The sequence below is a fragment of the Sphingobacterium sp. UDSM-2020 genome, from assembly GCF_016132525.1.
GTDB classification, from domain to species: Bacteria; Bacteroidota; Bacteroidia; order Sphingobacteriales; family Sphingobacteriaceae; genus Sphingobacterium; species Sphingobacterium anhuiense.
Window position 1 is genome coordinate 1,643,594 of record NZ_CP066166.1, and the last position, 24,914, is coordinate 1,668,507.

General features: G+C 37.2%; 20 protein-coding genes and 1 tRNA gene. 13 read left to right on the forward strand and 8 right to left on the reverse strand.

The genetic code is table 11. From position 1 onward, the window contains the following. The first annotated feature begins 12 nt into the window (after positions 1-12). From JAZ75_RS07195 to JAZ75_RS07235, 9 genes are all read left to right on the forward strand, one after another. A complete protein-coding gene (locus JAZ75_RS07195; protein WP_021190697.1) occupies positions 13-525 on the forward strand; it encodes a NuoI/complex I 23 kDa subunit family protein in 513 nt (170 codons plus the stop codon). Between the two features lie 10 nt (positions 526-535). Then, positions 536-1,033, forward strand: a complete 498-nt coding sequence (locus tag JAZ75_RS07200) for an NADH-quinone oxidoreductase subunit J (protein ID WP_132769965.1) — start codon at positions 536-538, stop codon at positions 1,031-1,033. Next, a complete protein-coding gene (gene nuoK / locus JAZ75_RS07205; RefSeq protein ID WP_031288694.1) occupies positions 1,033-1,362 on the forward strand; it encodes an NADH-quinone oxidoreductase subunit NuoK in 330 nt (109 codons plus the stop codon). Before JAZ75_RS07200 ends, nuoK begins: the two co-directional genes overlap by 1 nt. Positions 1,363-1,394: 32 nt before the next feature. Further along, entirely contained in the window at positions 1,395-3,314 is a 1,920-nt protein-coding gene (gene nuoL / locus JAZ75_RS07210; protein WP_208700845.1) for an NADH-quinone oxidoreductase subunit L, read from the forward strand. Positions 3,315-3,339: 25 nt separating this feature from the next. After that, the gene (locus tag JAZ75_RS07215) at positions 3,340-4,785 is read left to right on the forward strand and encodes a NuoM family protein (protein ID WP_208700847.1); all 1,446 of its coding nucleotides are present in this window, start codon (positions 3,340-3,342) and stop codon (positions 4,783-4,785) included. A gap of 36 nt (positions 4,786-4,821) precedes the next feature. Continuing rightward, positions 4,822-6,201, forward strand: coding sequence for an NADH-quinone oxidoreductase subunit N (locus JAZ75_RS07220; protein ID WP_132769959.1), 1,380 nt, complete (start codon positions 4,822-4,824; stop codon positions 6,199-6,201). Between the two features lie 127 nt (positions 6,202-6,328). Next, complete coding sequence (locus JAZ75_RS07225; protein ID WP_208700849.1) at positions 6,329-8,866, forward strand: DUF5686 family protein; 2,538 nt, start codon at positions 6,329-6,331, stop codon at positions 8,864-8,866. A 5-nt stretch (positions 8,867-8,871) separates the two neighbouring features. Then, positions 8,872-9,645 (forward strand): enoyl-CoA hydratase/isomerase family protein, encoded by a 774-nt coding sequence (locus JAZ75_RS07230; RefSeq protein ID WP_208700851.1) that lies wholly within the window; start codon positions 8,872-8,874, stop codon positions 9,643-9,645. A 184-nt stretch (positions 9,646-9,829) separates the two neighbouring features. Continuing rightward, positions 9,830-10,939: an NAD(P)-binding domain-containing protein gene (locus JAZ75_RS07235; protein WP_208700854.1), complete on the forward strand. Its 1,110-nt coding sequence runs from the start codon at positions 9,830-9,832 to the stop codon at positions 10,937-10,939. Between the two features lie 125 nt (positions 10,940-11,064). Here JAZ75_RS07235 and JAZ75_RS07240 read toward each other — a convergent pair whose 3' ends face one another. The 3 genes from JAZ75_RS07240 to JAZ75_RS07250 all read right to left on the reverse strand — a co-directional run bounded on the left by JAZ75_RS07240 (position 11,065) and on the right by JAZ75_RS07250 (position 13,968). After that, positions 11,065-12,981: a peptide-N-glycosidase F-related protein gene (locus JAZ75_RS07240; RefSeq protein ID WP_208700856.1), complete on the reverse strand. Its 1,917-nt coding sequence runs from the start codon at positions 12,979-12,981 to the stop codon at positions 11,065-11,067. A 138-nt stretch (positions 12,982-13,119) separates the two neighbouring features. Further along, a tRNA-Glu gene (locus JAZ75_RS07245) sits at positions 13,120-13,191 on the reverse strand. Positions 13,192-13,326: 135 nt separating this feature from the next. After that, the gene (locus JAZ75_RS07250) at positions 13,327-13,968 is read right to left on the reverse strand and encodes a 4'-phosphopantetheinyl transferase family protein (protein WP_021191394.1); all 642 of its coding nucleotides are present in this window, start codon (positions 13,966-13,968) and stop codon (positions 13,327-13,329) included. Between the two features lie 257 nt (positions 13,969-14,225). Here JAZ75_RS07250 and dcd point away from each other — a divergent pair, with 257 nt between their 5' ends. Continuing rightward, positions 14,226-14,762, forward strand: coding sequence for a dCTP deaminase (dcd, locus tag JAZ75_RS07255; RefSeq protein WP_021191395.1), 537 nt, complete (start codon positions 14,226-14,228; stop codon positions 14,760-14,762). A 53-nt stretch (positions 14,763-14,815) separates the two neighbouring features. On the opposite strand, the gene prfB is transcribed toward dcd, so the two are convergent. Continuing rightward, positions 14,816-15,899, reverse strand: a protein-coding gene (gene prfB / locus JAZ75_RS07260; protein WP_132769946.1) for a peptide chain release factor 2 whose coding sequence is annotated in 2 segments (ribosomal slippage) — positions 14,816-15,838 and positions 15,840-15,899 — 1,083 coding nt in all. Because the reading frame shifts where the segments join, the coding sequence is not laid out codon by codon here. Positions 15,900-16,099: 200 nt separating this feature from the next. Here prfB and pgi point away from each other — a divergent pair. Next, entirely contained in the window at positions 16,100-17,755 is a 1,656-nt protein-coding gene (gene pgi / locus JAZ75_RS07265; RefSeq protein WP_208700858.1) for a glucose-6-phosphate isomerase, read from the forward strand. A 58-nt stretch (positions 17,756-17,813) separates the two neighbouring features. Here the strand turns inward: pgi and pfkA are convergent, their stop codons facing one another. The 4 genes from pfkA to JAZ75_RS07285 form a co-directional block, all read right to left on the reverse strand. Further along, positions 17,814-18,788: a 6-phosphofructokinase gene (pfkA, locus tag JAZ75_RS07270; RefSeq protein ID WP_208700860.1), complete on the reverse strand. Its 975-nt coding sequence runs from the start codon at positions 18,786-18,788 to the stop codon at positions 17,814-17,816. 171 nt (positions 18,789-18,959) lie between these two features. Beyond that, a complete protein-coding gene (locus tag JAZ75_RS07275) occupies positions 18,960-20,651 on the reverse strand; it encodes a protein-disulfide reductase DsbD family protein (protein WP_208700862.1) in 1,692 nt (563 codons plus the stop codon). A 266-nt stretch (positions 20,652-20,917) separates the two neighbouring features. Further along, entirely contained in the window at positions 20,918-21,367 is a 450-nt protein-coding gene (locus JAZ75_RS07280) for a protein-disulfide reductase DsbD domain-containing protein (RefSeq protein ID WP_132769938.1), read from the reverse strand. A gap of 229 nt (positions 21,368-21,596) precedes the next feature. After that, on the reverse strand, positions 21,597-22,367 hold the full coding sequence (locus tag JAZ75_RS07285) for a biotin--[acetyl-CoA-carboxylase] ligase (protein WP_232789377.1): 771 nt from the start codon (positions 22,365-22,367) through the stop codon (positions 21,597-21,599). A gap of 50 nt (positions 22,368-22,417) precedes the next feature. On the opposite strand from JAZ75_RS07285, the gene rsfS reads away from it, so the two are divergent. Both rsfS and ftsH read left to right on the forward strand, forming a co-directional pair. Next, a complete protein-coding gene (gene rsfS / locus JAZ75_RS07290; protein ID WP_021191401.1) occupies positions 22,418-22,792 on the forward strand; it encodes a ribosome silencing factor in 375 nt (124 codons plus the stop codon). Positions 22,793-22,836: 44 nt separating this feature from the next. Next, a complete protein-coding gene (gene ftsH / locus JAZ75_RS07295) occupies positions 22,837-24,909 on the forward strand; it encodes an ATP-dependent zinc metalloprotease FtsH (RefSeq protein ID WP_132769934.1) in 2,073 nt (690 codons plus the stop codon). Positions 24,910-24,914: the final 5 nt, after the last annotated feature.

The window sequence follows — 24,914 nt, forward strand, 5'->3', positions numbered from 1 at the left end:
AAAGGAACCGTTATGCAACCATTAAGTAATAGAAAAAAAGTTTTGGCGCAACAACCAATGAATTTTATGGAGCGGATCTATTTTCCAGCTATTATAAAAGGTTTGTCCATTACTCTAAAGCATTTTTTTAAGAAAATACCAACTGTTAAATATCCAGAGGAACAGCGTCCTTATTCTAAGAACTTTCGAGGACAACATTCTTTAAAGCGAGATGAAGAGGGACGTGAAAGATGTACAGCATGTGGTTTATGTGCCCTATCTTGTCCTGCGGAGGCCATTACTATGACTGCTGCCGAGAGAACTAACGAAGAAAAGGATTTGTATCGTGAAGAAAAATATGCCGCCGTGTATGAAATTAATATGTTGCGCTGTATTTTTTGTGGTCTATGTGAAGAGGCGTGCCCTAAAGAAGCCATTTATTTGGATGGTCCACATGTTACTGCCGATTATCTTCGTAAAGATTTTATTTATGGTAAGGATAAATTGGTAGAGCCAAAATTTGATATTACAAAATTGAATAGTTAACCACAAACCTATGACTGTTTTTTATTTAGTTGCTTTCTTATCGATTTTTTTCGCGCTGATGACCATCTTCACGAAAAATCCTGTGCATAGTGTTTTATATCTTGTGATTACGTTTTTCACGTTTACCATTCATTATATTTTACTTAATGCACAATTCCTTGCTGCGGTTAATTTTATCGTCTATATGGGGGCTATTATGGTTCTTTTTCTATTTGTGTTGATGTTACTGAATCTGAATAAAGATACGGAACCCATGAAATCAAATCTTGTAAAAATGATGGGTGTTATTGCAGGTTGTTGTCTTGTTGTTGTTCTTTTTGGTGCATTACGAGTTTTTGACATCTCCAATCCATTGGTCGCTAAAGATCCTGATATTGGGCTAGTGAAAAATTTGGGAAAAGTATTATTTAAAGAGTTTTTGCTCCCGTTTGAATTGTCTTCAATTCTTTTGTTAACGGCTATTATTGGAGCAGTATTATTGGGGAAAAAAGAACCAAAAAAAATATAATGGAAACAGCAGTTCAACAATTACAAGGTGTTCCTATAAATCATTATCTGATTTTTTGTGGATTGATTTTCGCCATTGGCGTGATCGGAGTATTGATACGTCGTAATGTTATCATTATGATGATGTCAATTGAATTGATGTTAAATGCAGTAAATCTCTTATTAGCGGCATTCTCTGTTCATCATGATGATGCTTCGGGACAGGTTTTTGTATTTTTTATTATGGCTCTGGCAGCAGCCGAAGTCGCGGTGGGTCTAGCTATTATTATTATGGTGTATCGAAATACGAAGTCGATAGACATTGAATCACTACATAAACTTCGTTGGTAATTTAAAGCATTAAAAAAAGAAAGATATTAGCTATGCGTGATTTAATTTGGTTAATTCCTTTATTGCCGTTGATTGGTTTTGTCATCAATGGAATAGGACGACAGGTGCTTTCAAAAAGTTTAGTTGGATTTATCGGTAGTGGTACCGTATTTATTTCGTTTTTATTGAGCTGTACTCTTTTTGTATCAATTTATGAGGCGCGTGCACTTGGTGAAACAGGTAAGATTAGCCAACATATTTTTGATTGGATTAAAATCGGGAATTTGGAAGTCTCACTTTCCTTTTTAGTGGATCCTCTAAGTGCGATTATGTTATTAGTAGTAACAGGAATTGGCTTTTTGATACATATCTATTCGATAAGTTATATGCAACATGATGGAGGATTTGCAAAGTATTTTGCTTATTTAAATCTCTTTATCTTTTTCATGTTGATCTTAGTCATGGGATCCAATTATTTGGTCATGTTTATTGGTTGGGAAGGTGTTGGACTTTGTTCTTATTTACTGATCGGGTTTTGGTATAAAAACAGTGATTATGGTGCCGCGGCTAAGAAAGCATTTGTGATGAATCGTATCGGAGATTTAGGCTTCCTAATTGCGATCTTTTTTATCTTAAATAATTTTGGATCCTTGGAATTTTCCACCGTGTTTGAGTCAGCAAAAAGTTTCCCAATAGGAGATGTGACGATCTTAACGATTACGCTATTACTCTTTGTAGCAGCAACCGGTAAATCGGCTCAGATTCCTTTATTTACCTGGTTGCCCGATGCGATGGCTGGTCCAACTCCCGTTTCTGCTTTAATACACGCAGCAACGATGGTCACCGCAGGGATTTACATGATTGCCCGTTCAAATATCTTATTTGTATTATCTCCTTTAACGCTTCAGATCATTGCGATAATCGGCGTTTGTACCGCTCTATTTGCTGCAGCAACTGCGCTGACACAGAACGATATTAAAAAGGTGTTAGCCTATTCTACAGTTTCACAATTGGGTTATATGTTCTTGGGATTAGGAGTTGGTGCATTTACAGGTGCTTTCTTTCATGTTTTAACACATGCCTTTTTTAAGGCTTTACTCTTCTTGGGTGCAGGTTCTGTGATACATGGTATGAGTGATGAGCAAGACATGCGAAAAATGGGCGGTCTTAAAAAGGCTTTACCCATCACGTATATGACCATGCTGATCGGTACCATTGCCATTTCAGGTATACCTCCATTTGCTGGTTTTTTCTCTAAAGATGAGATTTTAGCACATGCTTTTGCTGCTAATCCAGTTTATTGGGTATTGGGGTTTATTGGAGCATTGATGACTTCTTTCTACATGTTTAGGTTGATTTATTTAACTTTCTTTGGTTCTTTTAGGGGTACGGAGGAGCAGAAACATCATCTTCATGAATCGCCTAAATCCATGACTTTACCATTAATCGTGTTGGCTGTGCTGTCTATCTTTGGTGGTACGCTTAATCTTCCTGAGGCATTGGGAGGTCAGGCTTGGCTCGCAACATTTTTGTCTCCTGTATTTGCTGATGGAGCAAGTTTGCAACACATGCATACAATAACCCACAGTACTGAATATATGTTAATGGGAGTTTCTGTAGTAGGAGTTTTGGTTATGGCATTTGTTGCCTATAACAAATATGTGAAACAAGGATCGGTTCCTGAGCATGATCAGGTGAGCAGAACAGGCCTTGCAAAACTTTCTTACCATAAGTTTTATGTGGATGAGATTTATGAATTATTAATTATAAAACCGATTAATTGGCTTTCCGTATTTCTAGCAAGAATAGTTGATAGCTTAGGGATAGACGGTTTAGTCAATGGAATTGGTAAATCGTCCTTTATGACTGGAAAAGGAGTTCGCCTTTTACAAAGTGGAAATGTGGGTTTCTATCTTTTACTGATGGTCGTTGGAGCGATAGCCATCTTTTTATACGGTTTATTGAGTTTTTAACATTGTAATAGCTATTTGATCATCAATGGATAACCTATTTTTACTTATTCTAACTCCTATTATCGGTGCTATTTTTTTGTCCTTTGTATGTGAACATACATTAGCGAAAAGAGGAGCACTGGTATTGTCTTTGATTACGCTGGGTCTGACTATTCCTTTTATCTGTCAATTCAATCCTGAAGGCGACTTTAATTATGAACAGTCTTATCCTTGGATAACTGCTTTTGGTGTTAACTTCCATATTGGGGTTGATGGTATTAGCTTGCCTTTGTTAGCACTAACTAATTTTTTAGTCCCACTCATTGTTCTGACCACTTTTAAGAAAGCCTTTAAAGGCAATTTCTATGCTTTAATGTTTTTCATGCAAAGTGGTTTGATGTTGGTTTTTTCAGCTATGGATGCTTTCACATTTTATGTGGGCTGGGAGGTTGCCTTGATTCCGATCTATTTTATCTGTGCTCTCTGGGGAGACGGGGACCGTATCCGGATCAATTTGAAATTCTTTATCTATACTTTCTTTGGCAGTTTATTGATGCTGGTAGCGATTTTATATCTACATCAGCAAGTCGCGACCAATGATTTTGAATGGCATTCATTTGTTTCCTTAGATTTAGATGCCTCGACGCAAAGGTGGATATTTTGGGCCTTCTTTATTGCTTTTGCAATAAAAATTCCAATTTTTCCTTTCCATACATGGCAGCCGGGAACTTATACTCATGCTCCTGCGGCGGGAACGATGCTCTTAGCCGGAATTATGTTAAAAATGGGTATTTATGGTCTGATGCGCTGGCTTTTACCTGTTGTACCTGAAGCGGTTGCTATTTACGGTCAGCTAGCAATGATTTTATGTGTTTTTGCAGTTGTGTACGCGTCTATTATTGCGATACAACAGCAAGATTCGAAACGACTGATTGCTTATTCTTCTATTGCTCACGTTGGACTAATTAGTGCTGGGGTATTTACTTGGAATGTGACCGGAATGAGTGGTGCCATGATCCAAATGATAAACCATGGAGTTTCTGTCGTCGGATTATTTTTTGTGCTTGATATTATTCAAGATCGTACCGGATCAAGAGATTTGCGAGACTTAGGCGGCATAGCCAAGAAAGCGCCGCGCTTAGCGATCGTATTTTTAATTATTATCATGGGAGCTATCGGTTTACCATTGACAAATGGTTTTATTGGAGAGTTTTTGCTTTTGAAGGGGATCTATGAATATAGTGTTTGGTTTGCTGTTTTTGGTGGATTGACACTAATTCTTGGAGCTGTTTACATGCTTCGTTTATATCAAAAAACAATGCTTGGCACCACGTCCGAAAGAACAGCGCATTTTGTTGATATTTCTGGTGTCGAATTGTATACTTTGATCATCATTTCAGCAGTGATTATTTATTTAGGAATTTTTCCAAACAGCTTATTGCATATTTCTTCAGCGTCTGTATCCGTTTTGGCTACGTTTCTAGGGAGATAATTTTAGACTTAAACTTTACGAATAATAGATTCGATTATGGGGGCGATTATTACATTATCAATATTAGCATTATTGGTACTTTACTTAGGATTATTTAAGGCAAATAAATCATTATTACCGGTAGGTTTAGTGGGCCTGCTTGTTGTCATTGGACTATTAATTAAAGATTGGAAAATAGATGCATCTCCATTATACAATGGGATGATCTTATTTGATCACTATGCTATTGCTTTTTCAATATTATGTACTTTCGTGACAATATTGGTTTTTATACTATCTAAAGGATATTTCACGTCTTCAAGTGATCATGTGGCTGAATATTATACTTTATTGTTGTTCTCATTGCTTGGGGCTGTTCTGGTTAGTAGTTATCACAATTTAGCCTTATTGTTTCTAGGGATAGAGATCATGTCTGTTGCGCTTTATATCTTGGTCGGAATACGTAAGAAAGATCCAGCTTCCAATGAAGCGGCGATCAAATATTTTATCATGGGGGCATTCTCTACGGGATTTTTATTATTGGGAATAACCCTCTTGTATGGCGCATCCGGATCTTTTGATCTGATGATGATCAGAGACTATGTAACAGCGCATCCGGGTGCCATATCACCTTTATTTTACGGAGGAGTGTTGTTGATGATTATCGGTCTGACTTTTAAAGTTGGTGCAGCTCCCTTTCACTTCTGGACGGCAGATGTATATGATGGGGCACCGATCTTAATTACGAGCTTTATGAGCACAGTGGTTAAAGTAGCATCCTTCGCGGGCCTATTAAGATTATTTACCTTTTCGCTTTTGCCACTGCAAGATTTTTGGACACCTATATTTTTAGGAATTGTCGTGCTTACATTATTTATTGGTAATCTTTCAGCTTTAATGCAATCCTCATTTAAGAGGATGTTAGCTTACTCAAGTATTTCACATGCTGGTTATATGCTTTTTGCGGTGATTGGTATTGGAGCTAGCTCTGCGAATTCAATTTTTGTTTATGGAGCTTCTTATTCTTTGGCTACTGTTACTGCCTTTGCAGCTTTGATTTTAGTAAAACGAGCTGTTGGCTCAGATCATTTCGAATCATTCAATGGGTTGGCGAAAAAGAATCCTTATTTAGCAGCAATCCTCACTATTGCCATGTTGTCTTTAGCCGGTATTCCGTTAACAGCAGGTTTCATCGGCAAATTTATGATGTTCAGTTCAGTGATGGCTCAATACCATATTGTATTACTACTAATTGCGGTTTTAAATGCTGCGATTGCGGTGTATTATTATTTAAAAGTGGTTGTAGCGATGTATTTCAGGACTGCAGAGGGGAAAACTATACTAATAAATGCCAATTACGTTATTCTATTTATTGTTACTACTGTTTTAACGATTTTAATCGGAGTCTATCCGAATTGCTTTATGGAGTTAATTTAAAGGGAGGTTAATTAATATACTTAATGCATAGTTTGTAAAAACTATGCATTTTTTATTTTGATTTCATGCCTTATAATTTAAAGACAAATTGTATATTGTCAGTAGGAATAAGTAATTGCTGATATTCATGAAGTTTTTAATACCGATTATAACTATAATAAAAAGACTTTTTATTATTGCTGTTGTGCTGGGTATTTTAACAAGCCTAGGATTTGCGCAGCGAAATGTTAAAGGTCGTGTCATTGACGGTAAAACTGGAAAAGGAATCCCTTTAGCTAGTATCTCCTGGAGCGGTCATAGTGGAGGCACTTCGGCAGATACACTTGGTAATTTCAATATTGTGCTCCGGAATGAATATGACCAGATTGCCTTTCGGGCAGTTGGTTATGAGATTAAATTAATTGATCTTAATGAGGTTCAAGATTCGGTATTAAATGTATTACTATTTGGCAAAGACAATAAAATCGGGGAGGTTGTGGTCAATGCTAAAGGGCGAAAATATAAAGACCCTGCCTTAGCACTGATTGAAAACGTCATTTCTCATAAGGATGCAAATCATATCTCCAGATTAAATCATATTCAATATGAGGAATATGAAAAATCACAATTTGGTACTGTAGATTTTAAAGTAAAGCCAGGAAGATTGCCAGGTAAATTAAGATTTCTGTTTGAAAATAAAGATACAGTTAGCATACCCGGGAGTTCTATTTTACCTTTTTTCTTAGAAGAAAGTGTCTCAGAAGTCTATTCTACCTTTAAACCTTCGCGGAAGAAAAAGATTATTACAGGACATAAGGTTACAGAATTAAACAAGCGTTATATCAATAATGCCAATATCCAAAGTTATTTTCAAGATCAATTTCGAAATATTGATCTCTACGAGAATAATATCCAGCTGATAAGTAAAGCCTTTTTAAGTCCGATAGCCGGTAATGCTCCTTCTTATTATAAGTATACAATTAGGGATACGTTAGTTAAAGATGGTGTACGCTATATCGAATTGCATTTTGAAGCAAAATCAAAGATGGACGTGCTGTTTAAGGGATCAATATGGGTCTCCGATGATGACCGTTATGCCGTTTATTACGCAGAAATGGAACTTGGTGAAGAGGCCAATATTAATTGGGTTAATGGAATTAATATAGGTCTTGAGTTTGAAAAGCATCCTGCGGGACAAATGTTGCCTAAACGCGCTAACCTACAGATTTTATTTGGAACAGATAAGGGGAATGCGCTGTACGGGAAAAAGGAAACTTATTTTTCGAAATATAAAGATGAAACGATAAGTGATGACCTATTTAAAGGTATTCCGATTGAGAAGCGTTATCTTGAACAAAAAGATTCTGTACAATGGGATCGGGTTAGAGTAGTGCCGCTTACAGAAACTGAAGCTAAGACTTACGTCAATATTGATTCTCTTTCAGAAATGAAATCGATTAATCGATTAATCTCAATTGGATATTTTTTAGTAAGAAGTTATTATAATGTTGGAAAATTTGAGTTTGGTCCTTTAGAATATACCTATAGTTTTAATGAAATAGAAGGAAGCAGAATTCGATTAGGGGGTAGAACAACTGAATTGCTTTCGAATAAATTCTTTTTTGAGGGTTATGTTGCCTATGGTACACGAGATCAGGAATTTAAATATTACCTCAATGTAGCGCAGTCTTTAAATGGAAAATCTATCGTACAGTTTCCTGCCCATTATCTATCGGCAACGATTCAACATGATGTTATGGAACCTGGTCGAGGTTTAAGTTATCTGAAAGGCGATGGTTTTTTTCAGTCCTTTCGAAAGAATAAACCAACTAAATGGTTATGGAATGATATCTACCGTCTTGAGCATTTAATTGAATTTGGAAATCATTTTAGTGTGAGTACCATGTTGACAAGACATGAAAGACAGGCCGCTGGGACCTTGTCTTTTGTGACAGGAAACGCTTCGCCAGATACGATTGCAGCGATCAACACAAATGATATACAGATCAAGTTACGTTGGGCACCTGGAGAACAGTTTTATTATAGAAATTTAGAGCGAACGCAGATCAGGAATAAATTTCCGATTCTGACTTTGCAATATAACAAAGGACTAGATGGTTTCTGGAATGCAAATCAACGTTATGATGCTTTGAGGTTTAAGATCTTTAAAAAGATATTTATGTCTCCTGCAGGAACAGCTGATATCGAATTTAGTGCTGGTAAGATATGGGGCTCTATTTATTATCCATTGTTAGAGATGCCAGATATTCAAACGGATAAATCGGGTCCTTTGCAAAATTTTGATTTGATATCAAATATGGAATTTGTTGCAGATCGTTTTGTAAAGCTTGCTTATTATCACCATTGGGATGGCTACATATTCAACAGGATACCTTTATTGCAACGTTTAAAGTGGCGCGAAGTAACAGGTTTCAAGTTTTACTATGGACAAATCAGTGATCGAAATAATCCGGAATTTAATGAAAATCAGATTCAGTTTGACCGTGATGACGATGGTCTTGTTAAAACGCGGGTTATGGGCAATCAACCTTACATGGAAGGAATAGTAGGCATTGACAATATTTTTAAAATTTTTCGAGTTGAATATAAAAGAAGATTAACGTATTTAAATTATCCAAATTTATCCCGTGATACCTATGGTGTATCACTTCATTTAAATTTTTAGAAATTATGGAATATCAACATCTCTTATATCAAGTGGATAAGCATATTGCTTATATTACAATCAACAGAGCATCAGCGTTGAATGCTTTGAACCAACAAACATTGAGAGAGCTAGAAGCAACGCTTGTCGAAGCAAAGAAGGATCATGATGTCAAAGGAATTATTATTACAGGCGCAGGTGAAAAAGCATTTGTAGCAGGAGCTGATATTAAAGAATTTATAGATTTAAGTGAGGCCGAAGCGAAACTTCTATCACAAAAGGGGCATTATATTTTTACGGAATTGATCGAACAATCACCGAAACCTGTCATCGCCGCAATAAATGGATTTGCGCTAGGCGGTGGTTTAGAATTAGCGCTTGCCTGTCATATGCGCTTTGCTTCAGCAAACGCAAAATTGGGTCTTCCAGAAGTTTCTTTAGGTCTTCTTCCAGGTTATGGCGGCACACAACGATTGACGCAATTGGTAGGACGTGGACGTGCATTACAGATGATCCTGACAGCCGATATGATCAGTGCTGAAGAAGGACTGAGAATCGGGCTTATTAATGAAGTACTGGATGCTGCTCATTTAATGAATCGAGTGGAAGAGGTTTTGGAACGTATATTTTCAAGATCAGGAACGGCGGTAACAGCAGCAATAGATGCGGTTAATGCATCAAACGAACAAACAAGGGATGGCTATCAGGTGGAGATTAATCATTTTGCTGAACTTTTTGTAACGCGTGATTTTAAAGAAGGTGTTGATGCCTTTTTAACCAAGAGAAAGCCAAACTTCTAGTTATTATTTGTACTTATAGCCTCTTCTCTACGAATGGTAACATGGTTTTACGGTAGAACAGTAGCGATAAAATTTGTCCAAAAAAAATTAATTTCCTATTTATATGCTGTATATTGTAGAGAGGAGAAATTGTACTAAGCCTTGAAATGTCTAAAGTGCCCAAATTGTATCAAAAATAATCAGAATGGAAGCTCATAAAACACTAAAAAATACGCGTCCGGATTTTTTCTACAAGGTAGATATTGTTGTTATTGGTGCAGGGCAGGCGGGTTTATCTGCGGCCTATTATCTGAAAAAAGCAGGAATCGAACCTGGAAAAGGTTTTGTCGTTTTGGATGATGAGTTTGCTGCAGGTGGCGCTTGGCAACATCGCTGGGATTCATTAACGCTTGATAATGTTAATGGGATTAATGATCTTCCAGGAATGGGATTTTCAGATGCTGTAGATACCATGGATACTACACTGCAAGCGAATACCGCTATTCCGAAATATTACGAGCTGTATGAAAAAAAGTTTGAACTTCCGATTATTCGTCCTATAAGGGTGAGTGAAGTAACAGCGCGTAATGGACGATTTATGATACATACAAATGGTATTCAATTTAGTGCTCGCGGATTGATAAATGCAACCGGAACTTGGAAAACTCCCAATTGCCCCAAGTATCCGGGCTGGGAAAAGTTTAAAGGCAGACAGCTGCACACTGGAGAATATATAAATGCGGATGAGTTTATTGGAAAGCATGTTATCGTTGTAGGTGGCGGAATCTCAGCCATTCAACTGCTGGGTGAAATTTCTCAAGTTACCCAGACCACATGGGTAACCCGTAAACCTGTAGATTTTAGAAAAGATGAATTCACTCCCGATGCGGGAAGGGAGGCTGTTGCTCTGGTAGAAAAAAGAGTGCGTGAAGGTTTACCTCCAAACTCGGTTGTATCGGTCACAGGCTTGCCTCTTACACCAGCTATTGAAAAAATGTTACGTGATGGTGTTCTGGATCGTAAGCCGATGTTTAAAGAGATCACTGAAACAGGTGTCAGGTGGGAAGATGGAACGACTTTGGATGCTGCTGTTATTTTTTGGAATACCGGTTTTAAACACTCTCTGGATCACCTTGCTCCACTGGGTTTGATCAACGATAAGGGTGGTATCGAGCTATCAGGAAAATTGGCCACGCAGGTTACAAAAGATCCACGCATTCACTTAACGGGCTACGGTCCGTCAGCTTCTACAATTGGAGCTAATCGTGCTGGAGGGGCAGCTGCAAGAGAGTTAATTGCATATTTAAAGTTGTGAGCGACTATTTGACCTAGCAAAGAGTAATACAAGATGTTATGAAAGTATATACCATCTAAAAAAAGCGACGGCTAGGTCGCTTTTTTTAGATGGGCAAGTTGAAGATTGTAACTTCTTTCCTACTATTATCTTTTGTTGATGCGGCCTTTAAATTGGCTAATACCATCCATAAAGGCTTCTAAAATTATTCTTCCTGAAGGGAGGTGTTTAAGATCATAGTCGAATGTAGCATTTTTAATAGCTTTATACTCATGTTTCTGCCATACGGTGCCATCAACAGTGATCTGCACGGTCATATCGCTTGGTTTATTGGATACGACATTCAATTGCGTATTGTCGACCACTGATCTTGGATAGAGAGAAAAGGCGTATCTGCCTGTTGTGGTATTGAATTCTAACCCCTTCACAGCATTGAAACTGAACATTTCACCGATCCCGCAATCGCTTTCGAATGCATGGATCAAATTTCCTTTTAGATCAAATATGCGAAGATGACCATCTCCATTTGCCGGCTGTGCCCAGAATTGTAATCCATTGCTTGCAGTATCGATGAGACGTAGTGAATGTTTACCTTCCGAGAGGTGTATCGTATCTGTGTATAAGGTCACAGGTTCTAATTGCGTTGCGGTTTTTTGAAAGATTGTATCTTGTTTAGCATTTAAAAGGAAAATGCTGTTGTCTTTAGGCTTATTATTCGTTAAAAACTGTAGAACAAAAGTTGCTGGAAATTTCTGTGCAGCAGTAAAGGTGGCTTGCATGTTATTGTCTCCGGACCAAGCATCTTTCTTTCCGTTGGGTTGATTAAGCGTGACAAGAAATACATTTTCGCCATCTTTTTCCTGAATCTCCCCGGGGAGTATCACTTCGGCAACTTGATTGAAAGGAAGATTTCCTTTCCAATGGAATGTTTTAGTCGGAAAACCCTGTGTTCCATATACAATAGTGAGTGAACGAACAGGGTCTGAACCTAAGTTTCTAAACATTATCCGAGGGCCTGAGCTAGCCGGATTTAAACGGGAAAATCGTTGTTCATCATTGGGAACCATTATAGCTTCCACAGAGACATCTGTTTTTTGATTCGGGGCGGTGTACTCAAACAAATACGCGGCTATATTTTCAGCAGCCTGTATGTTGTCGGTGGCTGTATAAGGCTCCATTAATAAAGATACTTGATGACTGCCTGGCTTTGTCCATACATCGATCACATCAGGTTGTTGTAGGTCGCCCGGACACCAGTACGCCCGGTCAAATATCCAGGTACCACCTTGTGGGTAAAGTGGGTTGTCGCCACATTTTTTCCACATATCACGTTTATCAACGATTTTTCCGTCTACAGAAATTTCGCGCCAGCGGCTGCAAAACTCACTGCAGCCACGTGGTTTGTCCATTCCATGACCGGTATGCTGTATGCGTATTCTGCTTAATGCCGTTCCAGCTGTAGACTCATAATTTACCGGTAAAAGGTTATCCTCAATCTTCTCGTTGGGATCTCCATATTTATAGGCCTTATTCCATAAAGGTTTTATACCAAGTGGTGTAACAGCGGGAGGACCTGATAAGATTTCAAAATCTATCGTAAGCGCCCAACCGACTGTTTTATCTTCAAAGCCTGAATGCACATATACAATTTCCACACTATCTCGGAGAAACGGGGCGAAGTCTGTGACATCGACCTGCCATTTCCAATTCCATCCTTTGTTGTAAATACTGCCATATGGTGTAAGCATCCTACCCAGTTCATAGTTAAGTTCAGAACCATTTGTACCGCCTTTGCGACGCAATATAATATGATCCAAATAATCCCAGTGGGCAGTATGGAGACTATCGGGGCTTCCCAAGGTAACGTGCATGGTTATTTTTCTGATGGAAGCATCTGTTTTAGGAAATAGACCCCATGCAGGGTATGGCTTTTCTCCTTTAATGGGATCGCAAATAATAGTCGCACGGTTATGCGTAACAATGTGGCTTATCGCTGGCTTTTGAGCAACGGCTCTATAACAGATGATGAGACAAAATAGGGTTAGGAAAGATTTTATGTTCATTAATTTGAAAAAATATTATTTAAGAAACTGCATAAAGATAAGATGTTTTACGCAATCTTATCATGAGGGAGGTGTGGCATTATTTGCATCTCAAATTTTGATCAATAAAAAAAGCGACTCTTTTGAAGTCGCTTTTCGTAGCCCGTAGGGGAATCGAACCCCTGTTTCTAGAATGAAAATCTAACGTCCTAACCCCTAGACGAACGGGCCATTTGTTTATTAATGTGATGCAAAGATAAGCGCATTTTTTACTCTTGCAAAATAAATGTACTCTCTTTTACGTAACTCTTTGAATTTGAATAAAATTATTTTTTTACAAGGTCTTTATTTGAGGGTAAATCAAGCTTATTCGACCACATAAGCTAGTAAATACGCATTGAACTTCTCATAATGAACATCGAAGTGACAATCGTGATATTCACTTTTTAAATGTAATTTCAAAATTCCTTCATCCTGATATTGAAAAGGAGCAATGGTCATATTATGTAGAAAGGAGACGCCACTATTACCCTGCAATTTATACACAGCCTCTTTAGCACTCCAACAAGCATAGAGCTGCGCTATACGGTTTTCGCCCGAGGTGATAAAGTCCAGTTCTTCTTCTTTTAAGAATTTATGTGCAATGCGCTCCACTTTAGATTTGATAAGCTCCATATCAATACCTACCTCGCCCACCGAACTGATGATCGCTCCTGCATAATCAAAAGAATGAGTGAGTGATATTTTTTGAGGAAAATTAGCTAGGTATGGTTTTCCATTTGCATCAGAAGGACAATCAATATAAGCAGTCGTGTTTAATAACGTGCGTAAAAGGACGCGTGTAGCGAGCCAATGTAAACGACGTTTGCCATTGGATAGGCTGATGAGTTTCTGTTCTTCTAATGCGTCTAATTGCAGTTGATTAGACAATGTTTGTTCATCTTCTTCAATACGCCAAATTGCAAATTTGGTATGCTGATCCAATTCTCGTAGGTATACTAAGCTCATAATCAAACTTAGTTAAATTTGTTTTCATTTAAAAGGAGCTTCGTCTGTAAATAAGCGGTTTTTCAGCTTTATTTTTTGATATGAACTTACTATGACCTGAAGAAGTATGATAAAAATTAATTCCTAATATTTCCATAAGAAATATTAGGAAATGCTGTAAAATATCAACGATTACCGTATTTTTGAAAAAAATGGTTGCTGTTCACTTTTCTAAACGATTGGGAGTCAGCTTTAACCTATACAAATATTGAATAATCATGATTTTATCGGATAAACGTATACTAGAAGAAATAGAAAATGGCAATATCGTTATTGAACCATATGATCGTAAATGCTTGGGGACAAACTCGTACGATGTTCACTTAGGTAAACATCTGGCGACCTATAAAAACCGTGTTTTGGATGCGAAACATCATAATGAGATTGATCATTTTGAAATTCCGGAAGAGGGATTTGTTTTAGAGCCTAATACATTATACCTCGGGGTTACGTTAGAATATACCGAAACGCATAAACATGTTCCCTTCTTAGAAGGAAAATCGAGTACGGGTCGTTTAGGTATCGATATTCATGCTACTGCTGGAAAGGGTGATGTTGGATTTTGTAATACGTGGACATTGGAAATTTCATGTGCACAGCCTGTTCGCATCTACGCAGGAATGCCAATAGGACAACTTATTTATTTCGTAGTTGAGGGAGAGGTGGAAACTCTTTATAATACAAAGGGAAATGCAAAATATAATACCAAGACGACCAAGCCTGTGGAGTCTATGATGTGGAAAAACTCATTTTAAAATAAAAAAGAGCAAAGACTTTAAAATCTTTGCTCTTTTCGTTTGAAATCTGCTTAACCTCCAAATTCCATTAAATAGGCTTTTAAGAATTCGTCCAAGTCACCATCTAGCACAGATTGTGTATTAGAGGTTTCGTAATTGGTTCTTAAATCTTTAATTAATTTATAGGGATGTAATACATAGTTTCTTATTTGAGATCCCCACTCGATTTTCTTTTTATTACCCTCGATTGCGTCCGTTGCCTCTTGGCGTTTCCGCATTTCGATTTCATACAGTTGTGATTTCAAAAGTCGAAAGGCATTTTCTTTATTTTGTAATTGTGATCTAGATTCCTGATTCTTAATGATAATACCAGTTGGCTTATGGTGTAATCGTACTGCAGTTTCTACTTTATTTACGTTTTGACCTCCAGCACCACCTGCACGGAAAGTATCCCACTCAATTTCAGAATCTTTGACCTCGATTTCAATGTTGTTGTCAATTAAAGGGTAGACATAAACAGAGGCAAATGAAGTATGACGCTTGCCGTTTGAATCAAAGGGCGAAATACGAACTAAACGGTGTACACCATTTTCACCTTTTAGATAACCATATGCAAAATCTCCGGAAATTTGGAGCGTGACAGTTTTTATTCCTGCAACTTCTCCTTCTTGCGAATCCTGTTCAGTTACTTTATAACCATTTTTCTCACCCCACATGATATACATACGCATCAACATGGCCGCCCAGTCACAACTTTCTGTTCCGCCGGCTCCAGCAGTAATCTGCAGAATGGCGTCTAACTGATCTTCTTCGGCGCTTAGCATGTTCTTGAATTCTAATTCTTCCACCGCTTCTAAAGCAATATGATACTGTTCATTGAGCTCCGCTTCCGTAGCGTCGCCGGCTTGATAGAATTCATATAATACACCCGTATCATCGACAGCTGCGGCGACCGAATCAAAGTGATCCGTCCATACCTTCTGTACTTTGATAGACTGTAATATTTTTTCTGCAGCTTTTGAGTCGTCCCAAAAATTAGGCTGTAAGGTAATTTCTTGGTCTTTTTCTAGCAGTTCTTTTTTGACATCGATGTCAAAGATGCCTCCTCAGGGAAGTTACACGATCCCTCAAATCTTGAATTTGTTCTTTGGTCATAATAACAAAGATACGGCTTTCTGAAGGAAATGCCCAAAAAGCTGCGGTATGAACTTCGGTTATCGGAGTAAATTTTTATATTTCCTCAATAGTATAGTTTTTAATGGAAGAGGAGAAATCAATAACTTTGTTTATAGATATGGTACAATTAACATTGTAAATAAAACAAATTTATCTAAGTTTGATTAAAATAGAAAAATATGTTACCAAAAATAGATTTTACTCAGACAGCGGCTTACCGCTATTTAGCCGATCATTATATTCGTATAAACGAGCATAGCTTAAAAGATTTATTTGCTGCAGATGACTTTAGATTTGAGAAATATAGTATAGAATTTAATGATTTGCTTTTAGATTATTCAAAAAATAGAGTGAACGATGAGACGTTAGCTTTGTTACGCCAGTTGGCAAAAGAGTGCCAATTAAGCGAAGCTATAGAAGCAATGTTTCAGGGAGAAAAAATCAATGAAACAGAAGGCCGTCAGGTATTGCATACGGCTTTGCGCAATCAATCTGGAAAAGCAATATTTGTTGAAGGTCAAGACGTCATGAAAGATGTAAATGCTGTTTTGGCACAGATGGAGTCATTCACGAACCGCATTCTATCCGGTGAATGGAAAGGCTATACTGGAAAAACGATTACCGATGTGGTGAATGTAGGTATCGGAGGATCTGATTTAGGTCCAGTAATGGTGACGGAGGCTTTAAAGGCTTATCGCACACATTTAAATATGCATTTTGTATCTAATGTGGATGGAACACATATTGCAGAGGCTATTAAAAACCTTGATCCAGAGACAACCTTGTTCCTGATTGCATCAAAAACTTTTACAACACAGGAAACGATGGCAAATGCAAATACTGCTCGGGATTGGTTCTTAGAGAGTGGGGCACAACAGACCGATGTTGCGAAGCATTTTGCGGCTTTGAGTACAAATACTGCTGCTGTTGCCGCATTTGGTATCGATACTAAAAATATGTTCCAATTCTGGGATTGGGTTGGTGGACGTTATTCGCTATGGTCTGCGATCGGTTTATCGATCAGCTTAGCTGTTGGTTTTGATCATTTCAAAGAATTATTAACGGGCGCATTTGAGGCCGATGAACATTTTAGAACAGCAGCTTTTGAAGAGAATATTCCGGTTACTCTAGCTTTGTTGGGTATTTGGTATAATAATTTTTTTGAAGCAGAAAGTCACGCAATCTTACCATATGATCAATATTTACATCGCTTTGCAGCGTATTTCCAACAGGGAGATATGGAGAGTAATGGTAAGTGTGTGGATCGTAATGGTAATGCTGTGGATTATCAAACAGGTCCAATTATCTGGGGTGAGCCTGGTACAAATGGACAGCATGCTTTTTATCAATTGATACATCAAGGAACTAAATTAATCCCTTGTGATTTTATTGCTCCTGCCATCAGCTTAAATCCTATAGGCAAGCATCATCAGATGCTACTTTCTAATTTTTTCGCCCAAACAGAAGCATTAATGAATGGAAAATCTGAGGAAGTTGTTGTTGCTGAACTAAAAGCTGCGGGTAAATCGGAAGAAGAAATTGAAAAACTGAAAGCATTTAAAGTGTTTGAAGGAAATAGACCGAGTAACTCTATATTACTTAAAAAAGTAACACCACGTTCTTTGGGTACTTTGGTTGCGCTCTATGAGCATAAGATATTTGTACAAGGGATTATCTGGAATGTCTTTAGTTTCGATCAATGGGGGGTAGAATTAGGGAAGCAGCTTGCGGGTCAGATTTTACCAGAATTAGAGTCAGAAGATATCATTACGACACATGATTCGTCGACAAATGGTTTGATTAATCAATACAAAGCTTGGCGCGTATCATGCTAACAACATAAAAAAACCGGGGTTAATATTTTAACTCCGGTTTTTTTATGTTGTTATCTTTTTATAAAGATAGAATTTCAACTATCCTTAATAAATCCTGATTGATTGAATCAATGTGTTTAATTGCTTTTTTGAACGATATAAATTGCACTTCGCCATGCACTAAACCTGCCATTTCACCTTTGCGTCCCTCTAGCAGGGCCTCTACAGCTGCAACACCTAATCTACTGGCCAATACTCTATCCATACAAGTTGGGCTTCCGCCACGTTGTATATGACCTAATATCGATAAACGAACATCATATTTAGGAAAGTTTGCTTTGATTCTTTCTGACACAACCATTCCACCTTCCGAATCGCCTTCGGCAACAATGATGATACGTGAAGATTTGCTTTTGCGTGTTTTATCTAAGCGTTTCATGATGGCGTCGTAATCCACATTAAACTCAGGGATTAAAACGGCTTCAGCACCTGTGCTGATACCCGATCTTAACGCAATCAATCCCGAATCTCTACCCATCACTTCAATTACAAAAAGACGGTCATGAGATTCTGCTGTATCTCTAATTTTGTCAACAGCCTGTATAACGGTATTTATAGCCGTGTCGTAACCTATTGTAAAGTCAGTACCAGCAAGGTCATTGTCAATTGTACCTGGAAGACCGATGATAGGAATATCAAATTCCTCTAAAAATTTGGATGCACCTGTAAAAGTTCCATCGCCACCAATGACAACAAGAGCATCAATACCAGCTGCTTTTACATTTTCATAAGCTTTCTGACGACCTTCAATAGTTCTGAATTCATCACTTCTTGCTGTTTTTAAAATGGTACCACCGCGTTGTATGATGTTCGCGACAGATTTAACGTCCATGGCATACATATCGCCACTGACCAGGCCGTCATAACCTCTTTTAACACCAAAAACATTTAAACCATTATATATACCTGCTCTAACTACCGCGCGAATGGCAGCATTCATTCCTGGAGCATCTCCTCCAGAAGTTAATACTGCTATATTTTTAATATTACTCATAATTCAAACTTAATAAATCTTATTTCGGTTTGCAATATAAACCAGTTGAATGAAAAAAACAACTTATTTGGGTTATCTATTTGTAAATTGATCACCCAAATAAGTTGCGATTGCTTTTATTCTTTGCTCGTAATGGATTCGATTCAACAAAATCAACGCCCCATGGAGTCTTTATTTTCTTGCATGGAACGCATCTATACCACTTTGTAAGTATTGCGCATAGGCAACAGGATCGTAATTTGCTCCTGAAGGTGGAACCAAAACGTTTCCTTGCGTATCGACAATCACATAAAGAGGCTGTGAATTACTATTAAATTTCGAAGCTTGAAAATCTGAATTTTTGTTTCCGATATTCTTGATTCTCTTTCCTGAATAAGTTGAAATAATTTGTTCTTCTTTAGGTAATTCAGTACGGTCATCCACAAATAGCTCTGCCATTACAAAACCTTCTTTTAATAATTTTGCCACTTTAGGATCTGTCCAGACGTTTGCCTCCATCTGTCTGCAATTAACGCAATTCCATCCTGTAAAATCAATTAGAACTGGTTTGTTCAATTCTTTAGCAGTTTCTAATGCTTGGTCGTAGTCATAGTAAGGATCAAATCCTTTAGGAGTACCACGTTTATGGAATATCTCCGCATATTTTTTCACTTTACCATCCGAGTGTGCCGGAGCACTTGCTATTCCTGCAGATAAATCAAAATCCTGAGTTGCAGATGGTGGTAAAAATGCGGATATAGATTTCAAAGGAGCTCCCCATAGTCCCGGTATCATGTACATCACAAAAGCAAAGACAGTTATCGCTAAAAATGTACGTGGTACGGATAAGAATTTGAGCTCACTATCATGAGAAAACTTAATTTTACCAATCAGATAGAGACCCATTAAACCGAAAATAACGATCCATAAGGAAAGGAACACCTCACGATCAAACCAATTCCAATGGTAGGCAAGATCAACATTTGATAAGAATTTTAATGCTAAGGCTAACTCCAAAAATCCGAGGACGACTTTTACACTATTTAACCAGCCTCCTGATTTTGGAAGGGATTTTAATAATGAAGGGAACATTGCGAATAATGCAAATGGAATTGCTAAAGAAATAGAAAAACCAAGCATACCGATTGCTGGTCCTAAGCGCTCGCCTTTAGAGGCCGCTTCCACCAACAACGTACCTATAATAGGTCCCGTACAGGAAAAGGAAACTAAAGAAAGGCTAAATGCCATGAAAAATAGACCTACCAAACCACCTTTGTCTGATTTTGCATCCATTTTATTGACAAATGAACTTGGTAGCGTGATTTCAAATGCACCAAAAAATGATGCTGCAAAGACGACTAGTAGAAGGAAGAATAAGAAGTTAAAGATACCATTTGTAGAAAGTGCATTAAGAGCATCAGAACCAAATAAAATAGTAATGATCATACCCAGTGCAACATAGATAATGATGATAAATAATCCATATAGTAAAGCTTTACTTACTCCACTGGCTCTTGATCCTGATTGTTTTGTAAAGAAACTGACAGTCAACGGTAACATCGGAAAGATACAAGGCATCAATAATGCCATAAAACCTCCTACTAAACCTGCGATGAAAATACCCCAAAGTGATTTTTTTTCTTCGGGAACTTGATCAATTGCTGTTTGCGTCAGGGCTTTAGTTGTATCCTGACTGAGGGTATCAGGACTTTCAGAGAAAACCAAATCCTCTGTCACTTCAACAGGGGATGTTGTATCAGCAGATTCTGAAAATTCGATTCCTTCTACACTAAGTAAAGAGTCTTGTGCTGTTGCAAAAGAAAGAACAGGAATAAATAAACTGAAAATAACGAAGTAGATTAAAAATAGTTTCTTTTTAGCCATTATATATAGAGTTCTAAGATAATTTGTAAAATTAAAAAAAGACATTGAGAATCACCTTATTGTTTAGTAGTTGTAAAGTCAATTTTACTTTCTAAAGGCAATCTTACAGGCGTTTATACTTCATTACAAGGGTAATTATAATAAATCGCAGAAAATTAACATTTCATGAAGTGATTTTGAATTCGCACGCTAATAAGAAAACGCTATTCAACTAACCATAATGAATTAGCTGAATAGCGTTTTGTTCAAATATATGTTGCTAATTTTTACTTGATTGCTACAGAAAATGCATAATCTGTTGGTGGAAGACATTGTGTTTTATCGCAAGCTTGGTATTCTACACTTCCTTTTACAGTTGTTGTTCCTTTATTTAATTTTACTTTTTGCTGAAAAATTACCTCTTTTTTAAAGTAGCCTACATTCATTTTAAAGACTTCTTCGTATTTTGTTGCTGCTTTAGGTTCAGCTGTTTTACCGTTTAGCGCGTAATCTTTAGATGCAGGGAACGTAAATGAGGTTGGTATAGGACCATTTTCACCCACATTTTGAGAATAAATGTGCCAACCGTCCTGAATAGTGGCTTTGATAAAGATAACTGCTTCCTTATCATTTAATTTTTTTGAAGCAACAGTCCATTTAACAGGATCGTGGATTTGAGCTACTGCTCCTGAAATAGCAAAAAATAATACTGCTATTAATAATGTTAATTTTTTCATGGAATATATTTGTTTTTTTATTGTTACAAAGCTATCATTAGCATATTGATTGTTTTTAGTAAACGATAGGCATTGATGGTTTCATCAGAATATTTTAATATTAAAAACTTTCTATACAAATCATGCTCTTGCTATAAGACCGTCGAAAATAGCTAAAGTTTAATTTCTTTTAGCAAATTTACTTTTTTGGTATAATATATTTATCGGAGCAGGGTAAATATTTTGTTGCTTAAAGGACATATTTAATCTGCTGGAGATTGAACTCTTTTATTTCATTTGCGATCTGAATCTGTAATAGGCCATTTGAAAGTACTTGTATTATTTTCCCTTCAATTTCTGTTTCATTGATCAGATATTTTTTCATCTCATTTCTTCTAAAAAGATTTTGATTGAATGCTAATAGTTGCTGATCTTGATCCAGATTTTTTAACCGATTGTACTCTGTATCTAAAAATTGATAAAGTTCTGTCGCTAGCGATCGTATGTGATAGGGTTCTTCTTGTTTGGTGAGCGATTTTAGTGAGGTAATATGTTGCGTATCGCCAAATGAAGTCTGATTTATATTAATACCGATCCCAATAATACTTGTTGCGATTTTATTTCCTTTTATCGTGTTCTCAATTAGTACACCCACTATTTTTTGGTCATTTATATAAATATCATTTGGCCATTTGATTTGCACTTTTTGGTTCGTTTTTGTTTTTAACCAGTTAAATATTCCGAGACATATGGCGCACGATAAGGTAAATTGTTGATCTATTCTTAAAAAATGCGGGTAAATGAGGATTGATGTAATGATATTTTTACCAGGTTCGCTTTTCCAAATGTTACCCCTCTGCCCCTTCCCCGCGAATTGTTCTACTGCTAAAATGGCAGAACCTTCGTCCTGTGGCTTGAATTTTGACAAGTTTTCTTTAAAATAATCATTTGTGGATGCCACTCGATCGACAGTAATTACATTTTGACCGATAATAAGTCCTGAAAATGTGTTATTTTGCAAGGTGATAATTTTTTAATTGTATACAATAGTCAAAACTATAATTTTTTTTAATGGATAAAAATAAAAGTTCAGAATTGTCAACGCGACTGTCAGAGGTGGTGGTATATGGAATGCAAGAGAAGAAAGCAAATGAAATAGTGCGATTGGATTTGAGAAATATTAACAGTTCTGTTTCCGATTATTTTGTAATTTGTCATGCAGATTCCCATATTCAAGCGCAAGCAATTGCGAAAAGTGTAGAAGATGAAGTCTATAAAACATTTGGTCAAGATCCACAATATAAAGAAGGCCAGAGTCTTGGCGAATGGTTGATCCTTGACTTTGTAGATGTAGTTGTTCATATCTTCAAGAAAGAAAAAAGGGCACTCTATGCGATCGAGGATTTATGGGGTGACGCTCAAATTCAAGACTTTCAAAGTGCTTAATTAAGATAGAAAAAATAGAATTAAAACGATATAAATAAGAAAGAATGAAGAAAATACCAACTGGTAAAATAACCCCAAAACCGCCCAAGTTTAATGTCATGTGGCTTAGTTTTGCTTTGATATTGGTTTTTTTTGCCCTACAATACGTTTTTAGTGATAATTCGGCTAAAAAAATCACGTACAGTGAATTTGAATCTACCATTTTACCAACAGGTGATGTAGAAAGATTAGAAGGTACTAAGAAAAATGATCTTGTACATATTGATGTTTATATCAAGAAAGATCGTTTAAAAGATGAAAAATATAAAAATGTGGCTCCAGGAGCAAATGCATTGTCATTGAACCCTGAAGTAGGCCCTCAATATTACTTCACTGAAGCTTCAGCTGATATTTTGGCTTCAAACTTAAAAGCGGCGCAAGAGAATCTTCCTGCAGGTACACCGCGATTGAGTGTAAGTTATGAAGATCGTTCTAACCCATGGGCTAATTATTTTGTGACCTTTATTTTACCACTTGTTGTGATGGTATTATTATGGTTATTCTTGATGCGCCGTATGAATGGTGGTGGCGCTGGCGGTGGCGGTCAGATATTTAATATTGGTAAATCTAAAGCACAGCTGTTCGATAAAGAATCTTCTATTAATATTACTTTTAATGATGTTGCAGGTTTGGAAGAAGCCAAACAAGAAGTAATGGAAATTGTGGATTTCTTGAAAAACCCACGCAAATACACAAACCTAGGGGGTAAAATTCCTAAAGGGGCATTATTAGTAGGCCCTCCGGGAACCGGTAAAACGTTACTTGCGAAAGCTGTGGCAGGTGAAGCACAAGTTCCTTTCTTCTCTTTATCAGGTTCTGATTTTGTTGAGATGTTTGTGGGTGTCGGTGCTTCTCGTGTTCGTGATTTGTTTAAGCAGGCAAAGGAAAAAGCACCATGTATCATCTTTATCGATGAGATTGATGCTATAGGCCGTGCACGTGGTAAAAACTCCATGATGGGTGGTAATGATGAACGTGAAAATACTCTAAATCAGCTTCTTGTTGAGATGGATGGTTTTGGAACGGATTCAGGAGTTATTATTTTAGCAGCGACCAACCGTATTGATGTATTAGATAGTGCATTGTTGCGTCCAGGACGTTTTGATAGACAGGTTTCTATTGATAAACCCGATTTAATCGGTCGTGAGCATATTTTTAAAGTTCACTTGAAACCATTAAAGTTATCGGAAGAAGTTGATGCTAAAAAACTGTCTGCACAAACTCCGGGATTTGCTGGTGCAGAGATTGCCAATGTTTGTAATGAGGCGGCTTTAATTGCAGCACGTAAGAATAAGACAGAGATTGATATGCAAGATTTTCAAGATGCGGTAGATCGTGTTATTGGAGGTCTTGAGAAAAAAAATAAAATCATTTCACCAGAAGAGAAGAAAATTGTTGCTTACCATGAGGCCGGCCATGCGATTGCAGGTTGGTTCTTAGAGCATGCTGATCCATTGGTGAAAGTGTCTATCGTGCCTCGTGGAGTTGCTGCACTGGGATATGCGCAGTATTTACCAAGGGAACAGTTTTTATATACTACTGAGCAGTTAGTTGATAGTTTGTGTATGACGATGGGTGGCCGTGTAGCTGAAGATATTACATTTGGACGTATATCTACTGGTGCACAAAATGATTTGGAAAGAATCACAAAATTAGCATATGCTATGGTTGCTATCTATGGTATGAATGATAAGGTTGGTAATGTTTCATTCCGTGACGGATCTGAACAATTTCATAAACCTTATTCTGACAAAACGGCAGAGTTAATTGATTCTGAGGTACGTAATTTAATTACTGACGTTTATGCAAGAACAAAACAGTTATTGTTAGATAAACAAGAAGGTTTAGTTGCGATTGCCGAAAAACTATTAGAGAAGGAAATCTTATTTCAAAGTGATCTGGAAGAAATATTGGGAAAACGCCCTTTTGATACAAAAACAACGTATGATGAGTTTGTGAATAGTGGAGATGGTGGCGGTGTTCCGCAAACAGATCTTCCATTAGATGTGTTACCTGAAGAGGCGAGCAGCGCAGAACCAAAAGTAGGTATTAAAGAAGAGGATAATCCAAACACATAAATTTT

What these genes read in the sequence shown, in the direction of transcription:
- JAZ75_RS07215 (WP_208700847.1), top strand. Translation starts at nt 3,340, where the DNA reads ATGGATAACCTATTTTTACTTATTCTAACTCCTATTATCGGTGCTATT.
- JAZ75_RS07230 (WP_208700851.1), top strand. Translation starts at nt 8,872, where the DNA reads ATGGAATATCAACATCTCTTATATCAAGTGGATAAGCATATTGCTTAT.
- JAZ75_RS07220 (WP_132769959.1), top strand. Translation starts at nt 4,822, where the DNA reads ATGGGGGCGATTATTACATTATCAATATTAGCATTATTGGTACTTTAC.
- JAZ75_RS07250 (WP_021191394.1), bottom strand. Translation starts at nt 13,968, where the DNA reads ATGAGCTTAGTATACCTACGAGAATTGGATCAGCATACCAAATTTGCA.
- nuoL (WP_208700845.1), top strand. Translation starts at nt 1,395, where the DNA reads ATGCGTGATTTAATTTGGTTAATTCCTTTATTGCCGTTGATTGGTTTT.
- JAZ75_RS07275 (WP_208700862.1), bottom strand. Translation starts at nt 20,651, where the DNA reads ATGGCTAAAAAGAAACTATTTTTAATCTACTTCGTTATTTTCAGTTTA.
- JAZ75_RS07235 (WP_208700854.1), top strand. Translation starts at nt 9,830, where the DNA reads ATGGAAGCTCATAAAACACTAAAAAATACGCGTCCGGATTTTTTCTAC.
- nuoK (WP_031288694.1), top strand. Translation starts at nt 1,033, where the DNA reads ATGGAAACAGCAGTTCAACAATTACAAGGTGTTCCTATAAATCATTAT.
- pfkA (WP_208700860.1), bottom strand. Translation starts at nt 18,788, where the DNA reads ATGAGTAATATTAAAAATATAGCAGTATTAACTTCTGGAGGAGATGCT.
- JAZ75_RS07200 (WP_132769965.1), top strand. Translation starts at nt 536, where the DNA reads ATGACTGTTTTTTATTTAGTTGCTTTCTTATCGATTTTTTTCGCGCTG.
- JAZ75_RS07195 (WP_021190697.1), top strand. Translation starts at nt 13, where the DNA reads ATGCAACCATTAAGTAATAGAAAAAAAGTTTTGGCGCAACAACCAATG.
- rsfS (WP_021191401.1), top strand. Translation starts at nt 22,418, where the DNA reads ATGGATAAAAATAAAAGTTCAGAATTGTCAACGCGACTGTCAGAGGTG.
- dcd (WP_021191395.1), top strand. Translation starts at nt 14,226, where the DNA reads ATGATTTTATCGGATAAACGTATACTAGAAGAAATAGAAAATGGCAAT.
- JAZ75_RS07240 (WP_208700856.1), bottom strand. Translation starts at nt 12,981, where the DNA reads ATGAACATAAAATCTTTCCTAACCCTATTTTGTCTCATCATCTGTTAT.
- ftsH (WP_132769934.1), top strand. Translation starts at nt 22,837, where the DNA reads ATGAAGAAAATACCAACTGGTAAAATAACCCCAAAACCGCCCAAGTTT.
- JAZ75_RS07280 (WP_132769938.1), bottom strand. Translation starts at nt 21,367, where the DNA reads ATGAAAAAATTAACATTATTAATAGCAGTATTATTTTTTGCTATTTCA.
- pgi (WP_208700858.1), top strand. Translation starts at nt 16,100, where the DNA reads ATGTTACCAAAAATAGATTTTACTCAGACAGCGGCTTACCGCTATTTA.
- JAZ75_RS07225 (WP_208700849.1), top strand. Translation starts at nt 6,329, where the DNA reads ATGAAGTTTTTAATACCGATTATAACTATAATAAAAAGACTTTTTATT.